Source organism: Tistrella bauzanensis (assembly GCF_014636235.1).
Classification (GTDB): Bacteria; Pseudomonadota; Alphaproteobacteria; order Tistrellales; family Tistrellaceae; genus Tistrella; species Tistrella bauzanensis.
In genome coordinates, this window is the sequence record NZ_BMDZ01000099.1 from 1 (window position 1) to 13624 (window position 13624).

A 13624-nucleotide genomic window follows, 5' to 3' on the forward strand; every position below is an offset into this window, starting at 1 on the left:
CCGACGCAAGGTCGCCGCTTGGGACGACGACTTCCTCGCAAGCATCATCGCAGCTTAAAATTTTCACCCGATTCCCCTGCCGGCGTGTCGGCCGCGACCGTGGCGGCAGCGCCGCTCGGCAGCTTTCTGGGCGATCTGCTGGGCTGGCGGATGGTGTTCCTGATGGCGGCGGGCCTCGGGCTTCTGGCCTTCATGGTGCAGTTGGCGACCCTGCCGCGCATGGCCCCCACCGGCACCACCCGGCTGGGCACCCTGGTGCAGGTGCTGCGCCGGCCACGCATCAGCGCCGGCATGATCGCGGTGCTGCTGGTGTTCACCGGCCATTTCGCCGTGTTCACCTATCTGCGGCCATTCCTTGAAACCGTGACCGGGGTCGGCATCACCGGCATCTCGGCGATCCTGCTGGGTTTCGGTGTGGCCAATTTCATCGGCACCGGTTTCGCCGGGCCGTTGATCGCCCGCAACCTGAAGGCGGTGCTGCTGGCGATGCCAGTGCTGATGGTGGCGCTGGGGCTGGGGCTCGTGTGGTTCGGCGGCAGTGTCGCTGGCGATGCGGCGATGCTGGCCCTGTGGGGCATGGCCTTCGGCGCGGTGCCGGTGGCGTGGTCGACCTGGCTGACCCGGGCGGTGCCGGACGAGGCCGAAAGCGCCGGCGGGCTGATCGTCGCCGCGATCCAGCTGGCCATCGCCACTGGTGCGGCGGCGGGCGGCCTGATCTTCGATGCCAATGGCGCCACCGGCGTGATCCTGGCGGCGACCCTGGTGCTGGCGGTGGCGGCGCTGCTGATCCGGACGCGGGTCAGCCTGGCCCGAGCATCCTGAACAGTCTAGGCGGGCAGGCTCTTGAGCACGCTGCCCTCGGTCTGAACCGCCAGCGCGCCGAAGGCACTGCCGCGGCCCAGCGCGGTGTCGATATCGGCGCCGTGCAGCCAGGCATCGGTGAAGCCGCCGGCGAAGGCATCGCCGGCGCCGGTGGTATCGACCACATGCGCCACATGCGGGGCAGCGCAGTGATGCCGGCGGCCATCGGGGCCGATCGCATCGCTGCCATCGGCGCCATAGGTGACGATCACCCAGCGCAGGCCGGGGCCAGCCAGCCGGCTGGCCGCCGCCCAGGGATCGGCGGCGGCGGCCGGCGCCAGATCGTCGATCGAGGCCACGAACACCTCGGCCGGCCAGCTCCCGGCGGGCAGGCCGGCTTCATGTTCGGCTGGCGGGATCTGGGCGATACGCGGCATGCCACGCGCGGCGGCGGCGGCCAGGATCCGGCCGGCATCGGGGTTGCGGCTGTTCAGGAACAGGAAGTCGGCGCCGTCCAGCACGTCTTCGGGCGGCACCCAGGCCAGATGATGGCCGATCTTCAGGATCGTGCGCTCGCCTTCCGGGTCGAGCAGCAGCATGGTCTCAGGCGAGCGGTCAAGGCTGCGGTCGAGCTTCGAGACGTCGAAGCTGATCGCTTCCACCTCGGCCACCAGCCGGTCGGCCAGGGCGTCATGCGCCACCCGGGTGATGAGCTGCACCGGGTGGCCGGCCAGGATCAGGGCGGTGCCGACATTGACGCCCGATCCGCCGATGCGTGGCCCCTCATCGGTGCCGCGCGGCCGGCCGCCCGACACGATCCGCCGGTCCAGACGGATCACCCGGTCGGCATTCAGGCTGGCGACCATGGCGATACGGGCTTGGGCGGGCGGGGCCATGACGGATGTCCTCATGATTGCGGGCGTTTGGTGGCAGCTAGGAGCGTTCGGGGCGTGAGCCGGGCACGCTGTCGATAATGGCGAGCAGCCGGTCGAGCGTGGCATCATCGAAGCGGGCGATGCGGTCGGCGATCAGATTGGCCAGCCGGGTGGCGCGGGGGCTGAGGCCGCCGGTATCGACGGTCACCTTCGGATGCGAAAGTGCGGCCAGCCGCTCCAGTTCCTCGGCCTCGTCCCAGATGATGTTGAAATAGGCGCAGATCTGGATCAGCAGCGACCGGGTCGGCGCACCACGCCGGCCGTGTTCCAGCGCCGAAAGATAGGCATTGGAGATCTGCAGGTCATGGGCCATCTGCTTCTGGCTGATGCCGCGGCGTGCCCGAAGCTGGCGCAGCCTTTCACCGAACGGGGTCATCGGTCGCGTTTCAGCAGCACATAGACCGCGCCGAAGCCGCCATGCATCTGGCGGGCATGGGTGAAGGCCAGCACTTTCGGCCGGGTGTCGGGTTCATTCAGCCAGCGAGGCAATTCACTGCGGATCACGCCCGCTGGGTTGGTCGCCCAGGGGTCGCGTGGCGCCGCCACGGTCTCGTCGGGCAGCGGGTCGCCGCGCCGGCGCACCACCGGCTGCGGGCGCGGCCCGCCCTTGCCGGTGATCACCAGCACGCAGCGCAGGCCCCGGGCATGGGAGCGGGCGATGAAATCGACCAGCATGCCGCGCGCGACCTCACGATTATGGCCATGCAGATCCAGCATCGCCTCGACCGGCATGGCGCCGCGCCGCAACCGGGTCTGGTTGCGCAGATCCAGCCCGTCGACCGGCTTGCGGGTGAGGGCTTCCAGCGGCTGCGGCGTCAAGGTCGCCACGCGACCGCGCGATGCCGGCGCGGATATCGGGGCCGCCGGTGATGGCAAGACCGCTGACGACACGATCGGCGGTGGCGGCGGTGGCGGGGCGGGCGGTGGCGGCACGGCGACCGGCGCGTGACCCTTGATCGGCGTCACGTCAGACATCGCCGCGCCGAACAGCGCGGTCTCGGCGCGGCTGAGGCCACGGGCCGACCGGCGCACCAGCTTTGGCGTCGCGGCAGGCTTCCTCAGCGCATCCAGTGCCCGGCGGCGTGGCTGCGGCGCCACGCCATCGGCATCGCCGGCCGCGGCCGTGGCATGGGTGGATGGCAGGTCGGGGCCGCGCCAGCCGGTTTCGGCCGCCACCGCCTCGGCCCGCATCGCCCGTTCGAACAGCCGCGCCTCGGTGTCGAGATCGGGGCGCAACACGTCTCTGTCCGTGCCCGGCCTGTCTCTGGTCGGCCGGTCGGTCGTCGACCTGTGCGGCAGTTGGGGCGGGCGTTGCGGCATGGGTGGTTTCAGGCCTCGTCGACGATCACGACATGCAGCCGGCGGGGCCCGTGGGCGCCCAGCTCGATCTGCTGTTCGATGTCACCGGTGCGGCTGGGGCCGGTGATCAGGTTCAACGCACGCGGCAGCAGGCCAAGTTCGGCCCGCATCCGCGCCCAGACATCCTCATAGGTGCCGACAATACGGGCTGCTGGCAAGACCACGATATGGGTCTCGGGCAGGAAATTCAGCGTGGTCGGGTGGGATGCGGCCGATGCCAGCGCCAGCGTGCCGGTTTCGGCGATGCCGGCGAAGGCGGATGTCACCGACACCTCGTCTGCCGCCTGCGCCGGCCCGGCGCGCAGGGACAGCATCGGTGCCAGACCCTGCCAGTCGATGGCATCCAGCAGCGGATCGGGCGCGCGGGCGGCAGCCATCGGCAGGTTGCAGGCCGCCAGATAGTCCAGGATCGCCGCCGGCACCTGGCCGGTACCATCCACCCGCGCGACGGTGCCTGAAACCTTCCGCAGCATGTCGATGAACAGCGACACCCGGCCGGCCGGGTCCAGATCGCTGCGGGCGGGCACGGTATTGGGTTTGTGGGCGGCAAGCCGGGCCGCGACTCGGGCGCGGGCATCGGCTTCATTGGCGGCATCGCGGCCGATGCCGGCGCGGACCGCCGCCATGATCTCGGTGCGGGCGCTGTCGGCGGTCATGGCTTCGTGCTCCCGGTGGTGCCCTGTGTCGGGGAGACGGGCATGGCTGTGGGACGGCCATCGGCCTTCCAGGCGGCGACGAAGCTGCGGCCTTCCGGTGCCGGCAGATCGCGGACCCCGGTCCAGCCGCCGGCCAGCGGCAGGCGGCGGAACCGGCCATTGCCGCGCCCAAGCCTGCCCAGCACCGCAGCGCCGGTGCGCGACAGCAGCCGGTAGGCACGCGGCCTGCGGGCGAACCAGGCCCACAGGCCCAAGCCCCAGCGCTGGCCGGTCGGGTTCAGACCGCGTTCGAATTCGCGCGTCCGCCAGGCACGCATCATCCGGGGCAGGGGAATGCGCACCGGACATACCTGTTCGCAGCGCCCGCAGAAGGTGGAGGCATTGGGCAGATGCCCGGCTTCATCCACCCCGATCAGCGCCGGGGTGAGCACGGCGCCCATCGGCCCCGGATAGACCCAGCCATAGGCATGGCCGCCGACGGCGTTATAGACCGGGCAGTGGTTCATGCAGGCGCCGCAGCGGATGCAGCGCAGCATGTCCTGAAACTCGGTGCCGATCATGCCCGAGCGGCCATTGTCGAGCAGCACGATGTGGAAATCGTCCGGGCCGTCGAGATCGCCATCGCGCTTCGGCCCGGTCACCAGGGTGGTGTAGGACGAGAATTCCTGGCCGGTGGCCGAGCGTGCCAGCACCCGCAGCATGGTCGAGGCGTCTTCCAGCGTCGGCACCAGCTTCTCGATTCCCGCCACCACCACATGGCGCTTGGGCAGGGCCAGGGTCAGGTCGGCATTGCCCTCATTGGTGACCAGGATGATCGATCCGGTTTCGGCGACCAGGAAATTGGCGCCGGTGATGCCCATATCGGCATCGAGATATTTCTGGCGCAGCACCTCGCGCGCCTCACGCACCATGTCGGTCGGCTCGGTCAGGCGCTGGGTCTTGCCATAGCGGCCATGGTGGCGCAGGAACAGTTCCGCCACCTGTTCCTTGGTCTTGTGGATTGCGGGCGCGATGATGTGGCTGGGCGGTTCCTTGGCAAGCTGGATGATGTATTCGCCAAGGTCGGTCTCGATCGGCTCGATGCCCACCTGTTCCAGCGCGTCGTTGAGGGCGATTTCCTCGGTCACCATCGATTTGGACTTGGTGATCGTGCGGGCGCCGCTGTCGCGGGCCAGATCGATGATGATCCGCCGGGCATCGGCGGCGGTGGGCGCCCAATGGACGTGGCCGCCGCGTGCCTCGACCTCGGCCGTAAACCGCTCAAGATAGATGTCGAGATGGCCAAGGACATGGTTCTTGATGTCGCGGGCCTCGTCGCGCAGCGTCTCGAATTCCGGCAGCGCCGCCGCCGCCGCCGCCCGCTTGTGCACGAAGCCGTTCTTGATCTTCGACAGCGATGCCTGAAGCTCGGCATCGCCCATCGCCCGTTTAACGTTGTCTTTGAACTGATGACTGGTCGCCTGCATCGATCGGCCTCCGGCGGTCAGCGACGCCGGGCCGTATCGGCGGTATCGCCGATCGGTGCCGTGTCGGTCATGCCCGCCAGAACCTCGGCCACATGCCGGATCTGAACGGTCGAACCCTCGCGCTTCAACCGCCCGGCCATGTTCAGCAGGCAGCCCATATCGCCGGCCAGCAGCATGTCGGCGCCGGTGGCGCGGATATCCGCCACCTTGTTCGACACCATGCGGCCCGAGATGTCGGGGTATTTCACGCAGAACGTGCCGCCGAAACCGCAGCAATCCTCGGCGCCGGTCAGCTCCTTCAGGGTCAGCCCCTCGACACTGTCGAGCAGCCGGCGCGGCTGGGCCTTGACGCCAAGCTCGCGAAGCCCCGAGCAACTGTCGTGATAGGTGACGGTGGCATCAAGGCGCGCGGTCACCGCATCCATGCCCCGGACATCGACCAGGAACGCCATCAGCTCATAGCAGCGCGCCGCCAGCCGGCGCGCGCGCGGCCCCCAGTCGGGATCGTCGCGCAGCAGATCGGGATAATGATGCGAAATCATGCCGCCGCAGGAACCCGACGGCACCACCACATAATCGAACGGCTCGAACAGCCGGATCATGTCGCGGGCCAGTGCCCGGGCATCCTTGCGGTCGCCGGAATTATAGGCCGGCTGGCCGCAGCAGGTCTGGGCATCGGGCACCACCACCCGGCAGCCGGCAGCTTCCAGAAGTCTGGCGGTCGCGAAGCCGACACTGGGCCGGAACATGTCGACCAGACAGGTCGCGAACAGCCCGACCGTCACCGGCTGCAGGGCGCGGGGAGGCAATCCCGCCTTGTCCTCAACGTCAGCGCTCACCTTGGGTCTCGTCCTCTTCAAGCCTTCTTCGCGTCCGCCGCCGCCCGTTGAGCGGGCATGGCTGTCCGACCGCCATTTGCCGACGAGGATGGGACGATGCGGCCACAGAGGCAAGCTTTCAGCGCAGACGACCCGGCGCCGGCGGTTCAACCGGCGGGTGGTGCCTCGGCGGCGGCGGCCTGTGGGTCGATCGCCAGCGGCAGCAGCAGGGTATAGCCGCCGGGCTGCTTCATGCGGCCGGCGACCAGTTCGGCGAAATCGCCCGGCCCCCAGAACACGTCGCCGCGCACCGCGCCCTTGATCGCGCCGCCGGTATCCTGGGCGACCATCAGCCGGCGCAGCGGCGTGCCGCCGATGGAGCCGACGCCGTCGGGATAGGTGGTGTCGAGCCAGACAGGTGCGCCCAGCGGCAGCGCGGCCCGGTCCACCGCCAGCGACCGGCCGGGGGTGAGCACGGCGCCCATGGCGCCCAGCGGCCCGTCATCCTCCAGCAGCCGGAAGAAGACATAGGACGGGTTCTGGTCGAGGATCTCGGCCATCCGGTCGGGATGCGCCGCCAGCCAGGCGCGGAGGGTCTGCAGCGACACCTCTTCCGGGTTCATCTCGCCCAGATCGATCAGCACCTTGCCGATCGAGCGATAGGGCCGGCCATTGGCGCCGGCATAGCCCACGCGCAGCACCTGCCCGTCGGGCAGCCGCACCCGGCCGGAGCCTTGAATCTGCAGGAAGAAGGCGTCGACCGGGTCGTCGACCCACAGCAGTTCCAGGCCGCGATCATCCAGCGCGCCATCGGCGATGGCCGCGCGGTCGTAATAGGGTTCAAGCCGGCCGCCATCGCTGACCCGGCCGACGATCCGCCGGCCATCGAGCGTCTGGTCGAACGCGCCCAGATCGGCGACCACCAGATCATCGGGCAGCCGGTAGAGCGGCACGTCATGGCGGGTATCGGGGGTGAGCGCGCCGGCAAGCTCGGGCTCGTAATAGCCGGTGAACAGGCCCCGGACGTCGCCATCGGGCTTCGTCACCCGCCAGGCGTTGAAATGGCGCTCGAAGAAGCCGCGCGCGGCCCCGGCATCATCCAGCGGCAGATCGACCGCGGCGCCGCACAGATCGCGCCAATGGCCGACCGTGCCGAACCGGCCGCTGTGGTCGAGCAGGGCATCGGGCGGCCGGCGCAGGATGATCCGGCACGAGATCTGGAAGGCGCCCAGCGCCGCCGACTGGTCATCGGCATCCCAGCCGGCCAGATCGGTGAAGGCGACCCGTTCGAACCGCGCGAGGCCAGCGGGGGCCGCCGGAGCCGCTGGGGGCGGCGTTTCAGGGGCAGGGCCGGGCGCGCGCGGGCCGATGGCGAACACGGCCACAACCAGCGCCACCAGCAGAATGACCGCTGCCGCGACCCGCGGCGCCATCACCGCTCGGCTCATGCGCCGCTGCGGGTGGCGGTCAGCATCCAGTTCGGATCGCTGGACCGGGTGTCACGCTCGAACGTCCACAGGTCGATCAGATCGATTTCCTCGGCACCGCCCGCGATCACCCGGTCCTGGTTGTCCAAGGTCTGGTTGATCTGGGTGGTGGAGAACCGCACCGTCACCTGCGCCAGGCTGCCCGCCAGCCGGGCTTCCGCGATGCGCGGTTCGCGCACCGACACGATCCGGGTGCTGTGGGTCTGGCCTTCCGCCTCGCGCTCGTCGATCACGGCCGAGAAGCCGGCCATCACCTGTGGTGACAGCAGCATGCCCAGCGTCTGTTTGTCGCCGCGGGCGAAGGCGTCCAGAACCATCTCGAACGCCTGCTGGGCACCGTCGAGGAAGCCCTTGGGGTCGAAATTGCGATCGGCGCGGCGGATATATTCGATGCCGTCGCGCGCCGGTTCGTCGATCAGCGCCATGACGCTGTCGGACATGGGAAACGGCAGCACCCGGGCGGGGCCGGGCGGTGCGGCGGGATCGCCCGCCTTGGCACCGGCTGCGGCATTTCGCCGCGACAGCGCCTTGTCCTCGGGCGGCCGCTCATGGCCGGTCCGCGTTCCAAGCACCCCACGCAGCCGCAATGCCACGAACACGGCAACCAGGGCGAAGAAGAGTATGTCGAGATATTCCATGAACACTGGACCTGGCCGTCGGAGGCGTCCGCGCGAAGGAGTTCGGCGGCGGGGCACGATCGATGGGCCGCACCCGGCTGAACCGGCACGACCAAACGTATCGCCAAGGGCGGCGGTTCGGATTACGTCACACGAACACAGCGAGGGTTGGACGGCGCCGCTTCCACCCTTACATAAGGGTCGGTTCAGGAAAGGGCAAGCATGGTCGCCGCAGTCTCACTGCTTCTTATCCTTCTCATCACGCCGCTGGTCGAGATCGTGCTGTTCATCCAGGTGGGCGGCGAGATCGGTGCCCTGCCGACGGTGGGCCTGTGTGTGCTGACCGCGGTGATCGGTGCCTGGATGCTCCGCCGCCAGGGGATCCGTGCGTTGATGAGCGCCCGCGCCCGCCTGGAGCGCAACGAGGCCCCGGTCGACGAGGTGTTCGACGGCCTGTTTCTGGGGCTGGCGGCGGTGCTGCTGCTGGTGCCGGGCTTCTTCACCGACGCGCTGGGTGCCTTGCTGCTGGTGCCGGGCCTGCGCCGGGTGTTGCAGCGCCAGATCCAGGCCCGCGCCCGGTTCATGATGGCCACCCGCAGCGCCGGCCCCGGCCAGGGCGGCGGCACCTGGCGGTCGGCTGACGGCACGGTGATCATTGAGGGCGAGTATTCGGCCCAGGAGGATGCGTCGCGCCGCCGGGACCGACCGGGTGGCAGCGATGACGACCCGCCGCTGATCGGCCGCTGACCGGCGGCCGGCAATCTTCAACCCGCGCGGCTTGCCGTGGGGGGCGGTCTCATGTTAGGCCGAACGGGGCCGGCGGTCTGGTCGCAAGTCTTCCTTGCGGCCCGGCCCGACCGGGCGCCCGGAACCGGACCTGCGTCAACCGGACGCCCGTCCATCAGACCCCATCTACCTCGTCATCAGGCACACGCCTGCGTCACCGAGCGGAGACCAGCACCCCATGGCCGACACCCAGACGCCCGAAGGCAATGATGCCGCCGGCGCCGGCACCGATGCCGCACCGCGCTTCCGTCTTGCCATCCAGTACATCAAGGATCTGTCGTTCGAGAACCCGAACGCGCCACGCTCGCTGATCGCCTCGGCCCAGAACCGGCCGAACATCGCGGTGACGGTGAATGTCGGCGCCCAGCCGCTGGGCGACAACAATTTCGAGGTCGAACTGAAGCTGTCGGCTTCGGCGAAGCACGAAGAGACCACCACCTTCCTGTGCGAACTGTCCTATGCCGGCGTGTTCATGCTGGAGAACTTCCCACAGGAACAGGTTCAGCCCTTCCTGCTGATCGAAGGCCCGCGCCAGATCTTCCCCTTCGCGCGCCGGATCATCTCGGACGCCACCCGCGATGGCGGTTTCCCGCCGCTGATGCTGGACCCGATCGATTTCGTGCAGCTGTATCAGGCCGAACAGCAGCGCCGCAGCCAGCCGCAGTGATGGCGGATGGCGGCGTGACACCGACGGTCACGCCCTGATCGCCGCAATCTGCCCGACGTGTACCTCTGCCCGACATGAAACGCCGCCGGTTCCCGCAGAGGGAGCCGGCGGCGTTTCATGTGTGTGAGGCATGCGGTGGCAGGCGGTCCGTCGGGTCAGGGCGCGCACTTGAGGTTGGCACTCGACAGCGCCCGGATCAGATCGGTCAGGGCACGCCGCGCGGTGGGATCGGCCACCGCCTCCACCCCCGGCGTCGGCCGGGTGATGGCCAATGGCTTCGGGTCCGGCTTCGGGTCGCGCCGGCGGCGGGGGGGGCACGGTCAGCGGATCGGTGGTGTCGTCGAGCAGGGCGTCCGGCGCCACTTCCAGCACCTCGGCCAGACGCACCAGCGTGCAGGCGGCAATGCGGTTGCGGCCCTTCTCATACTTCTGCAGCTGCTGAAAACTGATGCCCAGGGCCGCGGCACAGCGTTCCTGGGTGAGCCCACGGGCACGCCTGATGCGGCGGATGCGCTGGCCGACGCCGGCATGAAACAGGGCGTCGGCATCGGCAAGTGTGCCGGCGCACGGCGATGGATGCGGCGTCCCTGCATCATCGGCCCCTGTATCCCCGGCCCCTGCATCATCGGCCCCTGCATCTTCGGCCATGGCAGGGCTGGAACGGTGCAGGCTGCGGGTGCTGGCGTCCACGTCGGCCTCTCCCTCGGCTGGATCGTTGCACTGTCCGTTGCGCAGCGCGTCCACGCGGCGCGCATCACGCGGATGGCGCCGCACGGAAGCCAAGATGCAACGATGCTGAGGGATTAAACCATTTTTCGTGATGATCGCGCTACGTATCAATCAATGCGCGCAAAGTAAAGCAAACCGCGTGCCGGAAAGCAAACCGCGTGCCGGTCGGGAAGCGCGGGCCCGCGCCTGATCAGAACAGGCTGTCGACCGCCTCGGTCGGTCGGCCGATGACCGCACGTTGGCGGTGGATCACCACCGGGCGCTCGATCAGCCTGGGGTGGGCGGCCATGGCGGCGATCAGCGCGCTGTCGCCGATCGCCGGGTCGTCCAGCCCCAGGGCCTTGTATTCCGGCTCGCCCTTGCGGATCAACGCGCGGGCATCCACACCCAGAATGCCGAGCACCGCCGCGATCTTGACCGCGTCGGGCGGGGTGTCGAGATAGCGCACGACGATCGGATTGATGCCGCGCGCGGTGAGCCGGTCGAGCACGGCCCGCGATTTCGAGCAGCGCGGATTATGCCAGATGATGACGTCGTCGGTGGTCATGGTCCGGAAGGCTCCTGGCCTGATGAACGGGTGGTGGCCGGTGTGCGATAGCGGCCGGGGGTGCCGCCCTCAGCGCCGGCTTTCGATGGCATCCCAGATCGAGGCGGCGAGATTGGTGCCGTCGAAGCGCTCGATCTCCTGAAGCCCGGTCGGCGAGGTGACGTTGATCTCGGTGAGATAGTCGCCGATCACGTCGATGCCGACGAAGATCAGCCCCTGGGCCTTCAGTGACGGGCCGATCGCCTCGCAGATCTCGCGTTCACGCGCGGTGAGCGACGTGGCCTCGGGCCGGCCGCCGACATGCATGTTCGACCGCGCCTCACCCTCGGCGGGCACCCGGTTGATGGCGCCGAGCGGTTCGCCGTCGACCAGGATGATCCGCTTGTCGCCCTGGCGGACATCGGGCAGATAGCGCTGGGCGATGATCGGCTCGCGGCCCAGCCGGCTGAACACCTCGACCGCGCTGTTGAAATTCTCGTCATCCGGGCGGATGCGGAACACGGCGGCACCGCCATTGCCGTAGAGCGGCTTCAGAATGATGTCGCGGTGCTCGGCCCGGAACTCCCGCAGCGCCAGCACGTCGGTGGTGATCAGGGTCGGTGGCGCCAACTCGGGGTAATGGGTGACCAGCAGCTTTTCGGGCGCATTGCGCACAGATGACGGATCATTCACCACCAGCGTTTTCGGATGCACATGCTCAAGCATGTGGGTTGTGGTGATATAGGCCATGTCGAAGGGCGGATCCTGGCGCAGCAGCACCACATCGGTATCGGCCAGATCCCGCACCTCGGCGGCGCCCATGCGGTAATGATCGCCGGCCATGCGGCGCACGGTGATCTCGTGGCCGCGGGCAGTGACCCGGCCGTCGCGCAGCGACAGGTCGCGGGGCAGGTAATAGAACAGACGGTGGCCGCGGCGCTCGGCTTCGAGCATCAGCGCGAAGGTGCTGTCGGCATTGATGTCGATCGACTGGATCGGGTCCATCTGGACGGCGACGGCAAGGCTCATCGAACGGTTTCCTTCACGGGGATGCGTCAGTTGATCTCGGCACGCAGGCGCTCGACCAGGGTCAGCGCACGCCGGCGGGGTTCCTCGGCGGTGGTGTTGGCGGCGAAAACCTCCAGCGCCTGCACGGCGCCCAGTTGTTCGCCAAGCCGGGCGCGCATCAGCCCCAGCTCGTACCACAGCGCCCAGTCGGTGGGGGCGATCAGCAGCATGCGGGCCAGGATGTCGCGGGCACGTTCAAGCTCGCCGCGTCCCGACGCCCGGATCTTCAGATTGTTCTGCAGCCGCAGCAGCACCGCGCGGCGGTCGACCGCCCGGTAATGCCCGGCCTCAAGCTCGGCGGTCTCGCCCGACACCTGTTTCAGCAGCGCGCGCAGATCGGGGGTTTCCATGATCCGGCCGCCATGAAACGGATCGACCAGCACCCGGTCATGGGCGCCATCGACCCGGACCAGGAAATGCGCCGGGAAGTTCACCCCCGTCACCGGCCAGCCCAGCACCTCGCCCAGATGCATGGCCAGGATGCCCAGCGCCACCGGCATGCCGCGCCGGCGGATCAGCACCCTCGCCAGGCTGGCATTGTCGTCCTCGTCATAGGTCTGCTCGTCGCCGCCAAAGCCGAAGCGGCCATACAGGGTATCGGCGATCAGCCGGGCGCGGTCGCCGGCGGCATCGTCGCTGTCGGCCGCATCCACCCCGGTCTTCAGGCCACGCGCCCGGGCCTCGGTCTCGGCGGCCAGCGCCAGTTCGTCGAGCAGGTCGCGGCAGGCGGCGAGGTCGGCTGAGGGATGGTCGAGCATCGACAGCATCAGCGCGGTCTCGGCGATCGGGATCGCCTCGTCATCCAGCCGGCCGATGGCTTCCAGGCGGCGGGCGATGGCGGCGCGGTCGACGGAACCGGCCCGCCCGGCAGGGGGCGCCTCTGTGCTCATGACCGTTCTCCGGCAGGGGCCGCGGGTTTGACCTGAACATGTGACACCACGCGCCTGACATTGGGGATGCCACGGGCGATCTCCACCACCCGCAGATGTTCGGCATCGCTGCTGGCCAGCCCGATCAGATAGACCACCGCGCCTGACACCTCGATATTGTAGTTGAAGCTATTGACCGTATCGTCGGCAAGGACCGCGGCCCGGAGCCGGGTGGTGATCCAGGTGTCGCGGGCGTAATCGCCAAGATCGCCGGCCTCGGCCACCCGGACCTCGTTCATCACCGCGGTGACCCCCGGCACGCCGGCGGCGATCGCCTGCGCCTCGGCCTGCCATGCGGGTGTAGCGACCCGGCCGGTCAGCAGCACCCGGCCCTGGTTCACCTGGATATGCACCGGGCGGTACAACTCGTCGACCTGGCGCTCGAACAACCGTCGGGCGATGCCGGCGCGGATATCGGCGTCCGATATCACGCCGCCGATGCCGCGTTCATCCGCCGCCGCCGATACCGCCGTCACACCGCCGGTGGCCACCGCCGGTACGCAGGCCTGAAGCAGCCCCAGGCCGGCTGTGGCCGACAACAGGGCCAGAAGCGGCCATGGCCGGACATGTCGCGGGGGGCCGGTGATCAATTCGCTGGTCATAGGGTCAACATCTATCCGGGACCGGTGGTCGTGCGGGGTTGGGCGCATCCTAGCACCGCCATGCGCGGCAACGCCATGTGCCGGCGTGCCCGTATCAGGGCAATCGGGTGAAACTGTGCGTGACAGAGCGGAAAAAGTCTGAATCTCTCGTTGTCGACCTTTTTGGCTTGGGAGGGAC

Annotated in this window: 15 protein-coding genes and 1 pseudogene; 3 read left to right on the forward strand and 13 right to left on the reverse strand. The window is 69.0% G+C overall.

The window, feature by feature from the left end:
- Nucleotides 1-78: 78 nt before the first annotated feature.
- Nucleotides 79-822 (forward strand): annotated as a pseudogene (locus tag IEW15_RS23415) (MFS transporter); the annotation flags it as partial.
- Nucleotides 823-827: 5 nt separating this feature from the next.
- Here IEW15_RS23415 and IEW15_RS23420 read toward each other — a convergent pair.
- The 8 genes from IEW15_RS23420 to IEW15_RS23455 all read right to left on the reverse strand — a co-directional run bounded on the left by IEW15_RS23420 (nt 828) and on the right by IEW15_RS23455 (nt 8160).
- The gene (locus IEW15_RS23420) at nt 828-1697 is read right to left on the reverse strand and encodes a PfkB family carbohydrate kinase (RefSeq protein WP_188582602.1); all 870 of its coding nucleotides are present in this window, start codon (nt 1695-1697) and stop codon (nt 828-830) included.
- A 37-nt stretch (nt 1698-1734) separates the two neighbouring features.
- Entirely contained in the window at nt 1735-2112 is a 378-nt protein-coding gene (locus tag IEW15_RS23425; protein WP_188582604.1) for a helix-turn-helix domain-containing protein, read from the reverse strand.
- A complete protein-coding gene (locus IEW15_RS23430; RefSeq protein WP_188582606.1) occupies nt 2109-2975 on the reverse strand; it encodes a Smr/MutS family protein in 867 nt (288 codons plus the stop codon). The genes IEW15_RS23425 and IEW15_RS23430 overlap by 4 nt, the downstream gene beginning before the upstream one ends.
- Before the next feature lie 89 nt (nt 2976-3064).
- Nucleotides 3065-3751 carry a LutC/YkgG family protein gene (locus IEW15_RS23435; protein WP_188582607.1) on the reverse strand — a complete coding sequence of 229 codons (687 nt, stop codon included), beginning with the start codon at nt 3749-3751 and terminating at the stop codon, nt 3065-3067.
- Entirely contained in the window at nt 3748-5217 is a 1470-nt protein-coding gene (locus tag IEW15_RS23440; RefSeq protein ID WP_188582609.1) for a LutB/LldF family L-lactate oxidation iron-sulfur protein, read from the reverse strand. Before IEW15_RS23440 ends, IEW15_RS23435 begins: the two co-directional genes overlap by 4 nt.
- 17 nt (nt 5218-5234) lie before the next feature.
- Nucleotides 5235-6056 carry a (Fe-S)-binding protein gene (locus IEW15_RS23445; RefSeq protein WP_306432670.1) on the reverse strand — a complete coding sequence of 274 codons (822 nt, stop codon included), beginning with the start codon at nt 6054-6056 and terminating at the stop codon, nt 5235-5237.
- Nucleotides 6057-6202: 146 nt separating this feature from the next.
- A complete protein-coding gene (gene mltA / locus IEW15_RS23450) occupies nt 6203-7468 on the reverse strand; it encodes a murein transglycosylase A (RefSeq protein WP_188582611.1) in 1266 nt (421 codons plus the stop codon).
- Between the two features lie 11 nt (nt 7469-7479).
- Nucleotides 7480-8160 (reverse strand): Tim44/TimA family putative adaptor protein, encoded by a 681-nt coding sequence (locus tag IEW15_RS23455; RefSeq protein WP_188582613.1) that lies wholly within the window; start codon nt 8158-8160, stop codon nt 7480-7482.
- A 201-nt stretch (nt 8161-8361) separates the two neighbouring features.
- Between IEW15_RS23455 and IEW15_RS23460 the strand changes: the two genes are divergently transcribed.
- Together IEW15_RS23460 and secB are read left to right on the forward strand one after the other, a co-directional pair.
- Nucleotides 8362-8886 carry an FxsA family protein gene (locus IEW15_RS23460; RefSeq protein ID WP_188582615.1) on the forward strand — a complete coding sequence of 175 codons (525 nt, stop codon included), beginning with the start codon at nt 8362-8364 and terminating at the stop codon, nt 8884-8886.
- A 217-nt stretch (nt 8887-9103) separates the two neighbouring features.
- On the forward strand, nt 9104-9592 hold the full coding sequence (gene secB / locus IEW15_RS23465) for a protein-export chaperone SecB (protein WP_188582618.1): 489 nt from the start codon (nt 9104-9106) through the stop codon (nt 9590-9592).
- 27 nt (nt 9593-9619) lie between these two features.
- On the opposite strand, the gene IEW15_RS26805 is transcribed toward secB, so the two are convergent.
- The 5 genes from IEW15_RS26805 to IEW15_RS23490 form a co-directional block, all read right to left on the reverse strand.
- Complete coding sequence (locus tag IEW15_RS26805) at nt 9620-10240, reverse strand: helix-turn-helix domain-containing protein (protein ID WP_372402874.1); 621 nt, start codon at nt 10238-10240, stop codon at nt 9620-9622.
- A gap of 271 nt (nt 10241-10511) precedes the next feature.
- Nucleotides 10512-10868, reverse strand: a complete 357-nt coding sequence (gene arsC, locus IEW15_RS23475) for an arsenate reductase (glutaredoxin) (RefSeq protein ID WP_188582621.1) — start codon at nt 10866-10868, stop codon at nt 10512-10514.
- A 69-nt stretch (nt 10869-10937) separates the two neighbouring features.
- On the reverse strand, nt 10938-11876 hold the full coding sequence (gshB, locus tag IEW15_RS23480) for a glutathione synthase (protein WP_188582623.1): 939 nt from the start codon (nt 11874-11876) through the stop codon (nt 10938-10940).
- 26 nt (nt 11877-11902) lie between these two features.
- Nucleotides 11903-12805 (reverse strand): SirB1 family protein, encoded by a 903-nt coding sequence (locus tag IEW15_RS23485; protein ID WP_188582624.1) that lies wholly within the window; start codon nt 12803-12805, stop codon nt 11903-11905.
- On the reverse strand, nt 12802-13446 hold the full coding sequence (locus IEW15_RS23490; protein WP_188582626.1) for a BON domain-containing protein: 645 nt from the start codon (nt 13444-13446) through the stop codon (nt 12802-12804). The genes IEW15_RS23485 and IEW15_RS23490 overlap by 4 nt, the downstream gene beginning before the upstream one ends.
- Nucleotides 13447-13624 lie beyond the last annotated feature (178 nt).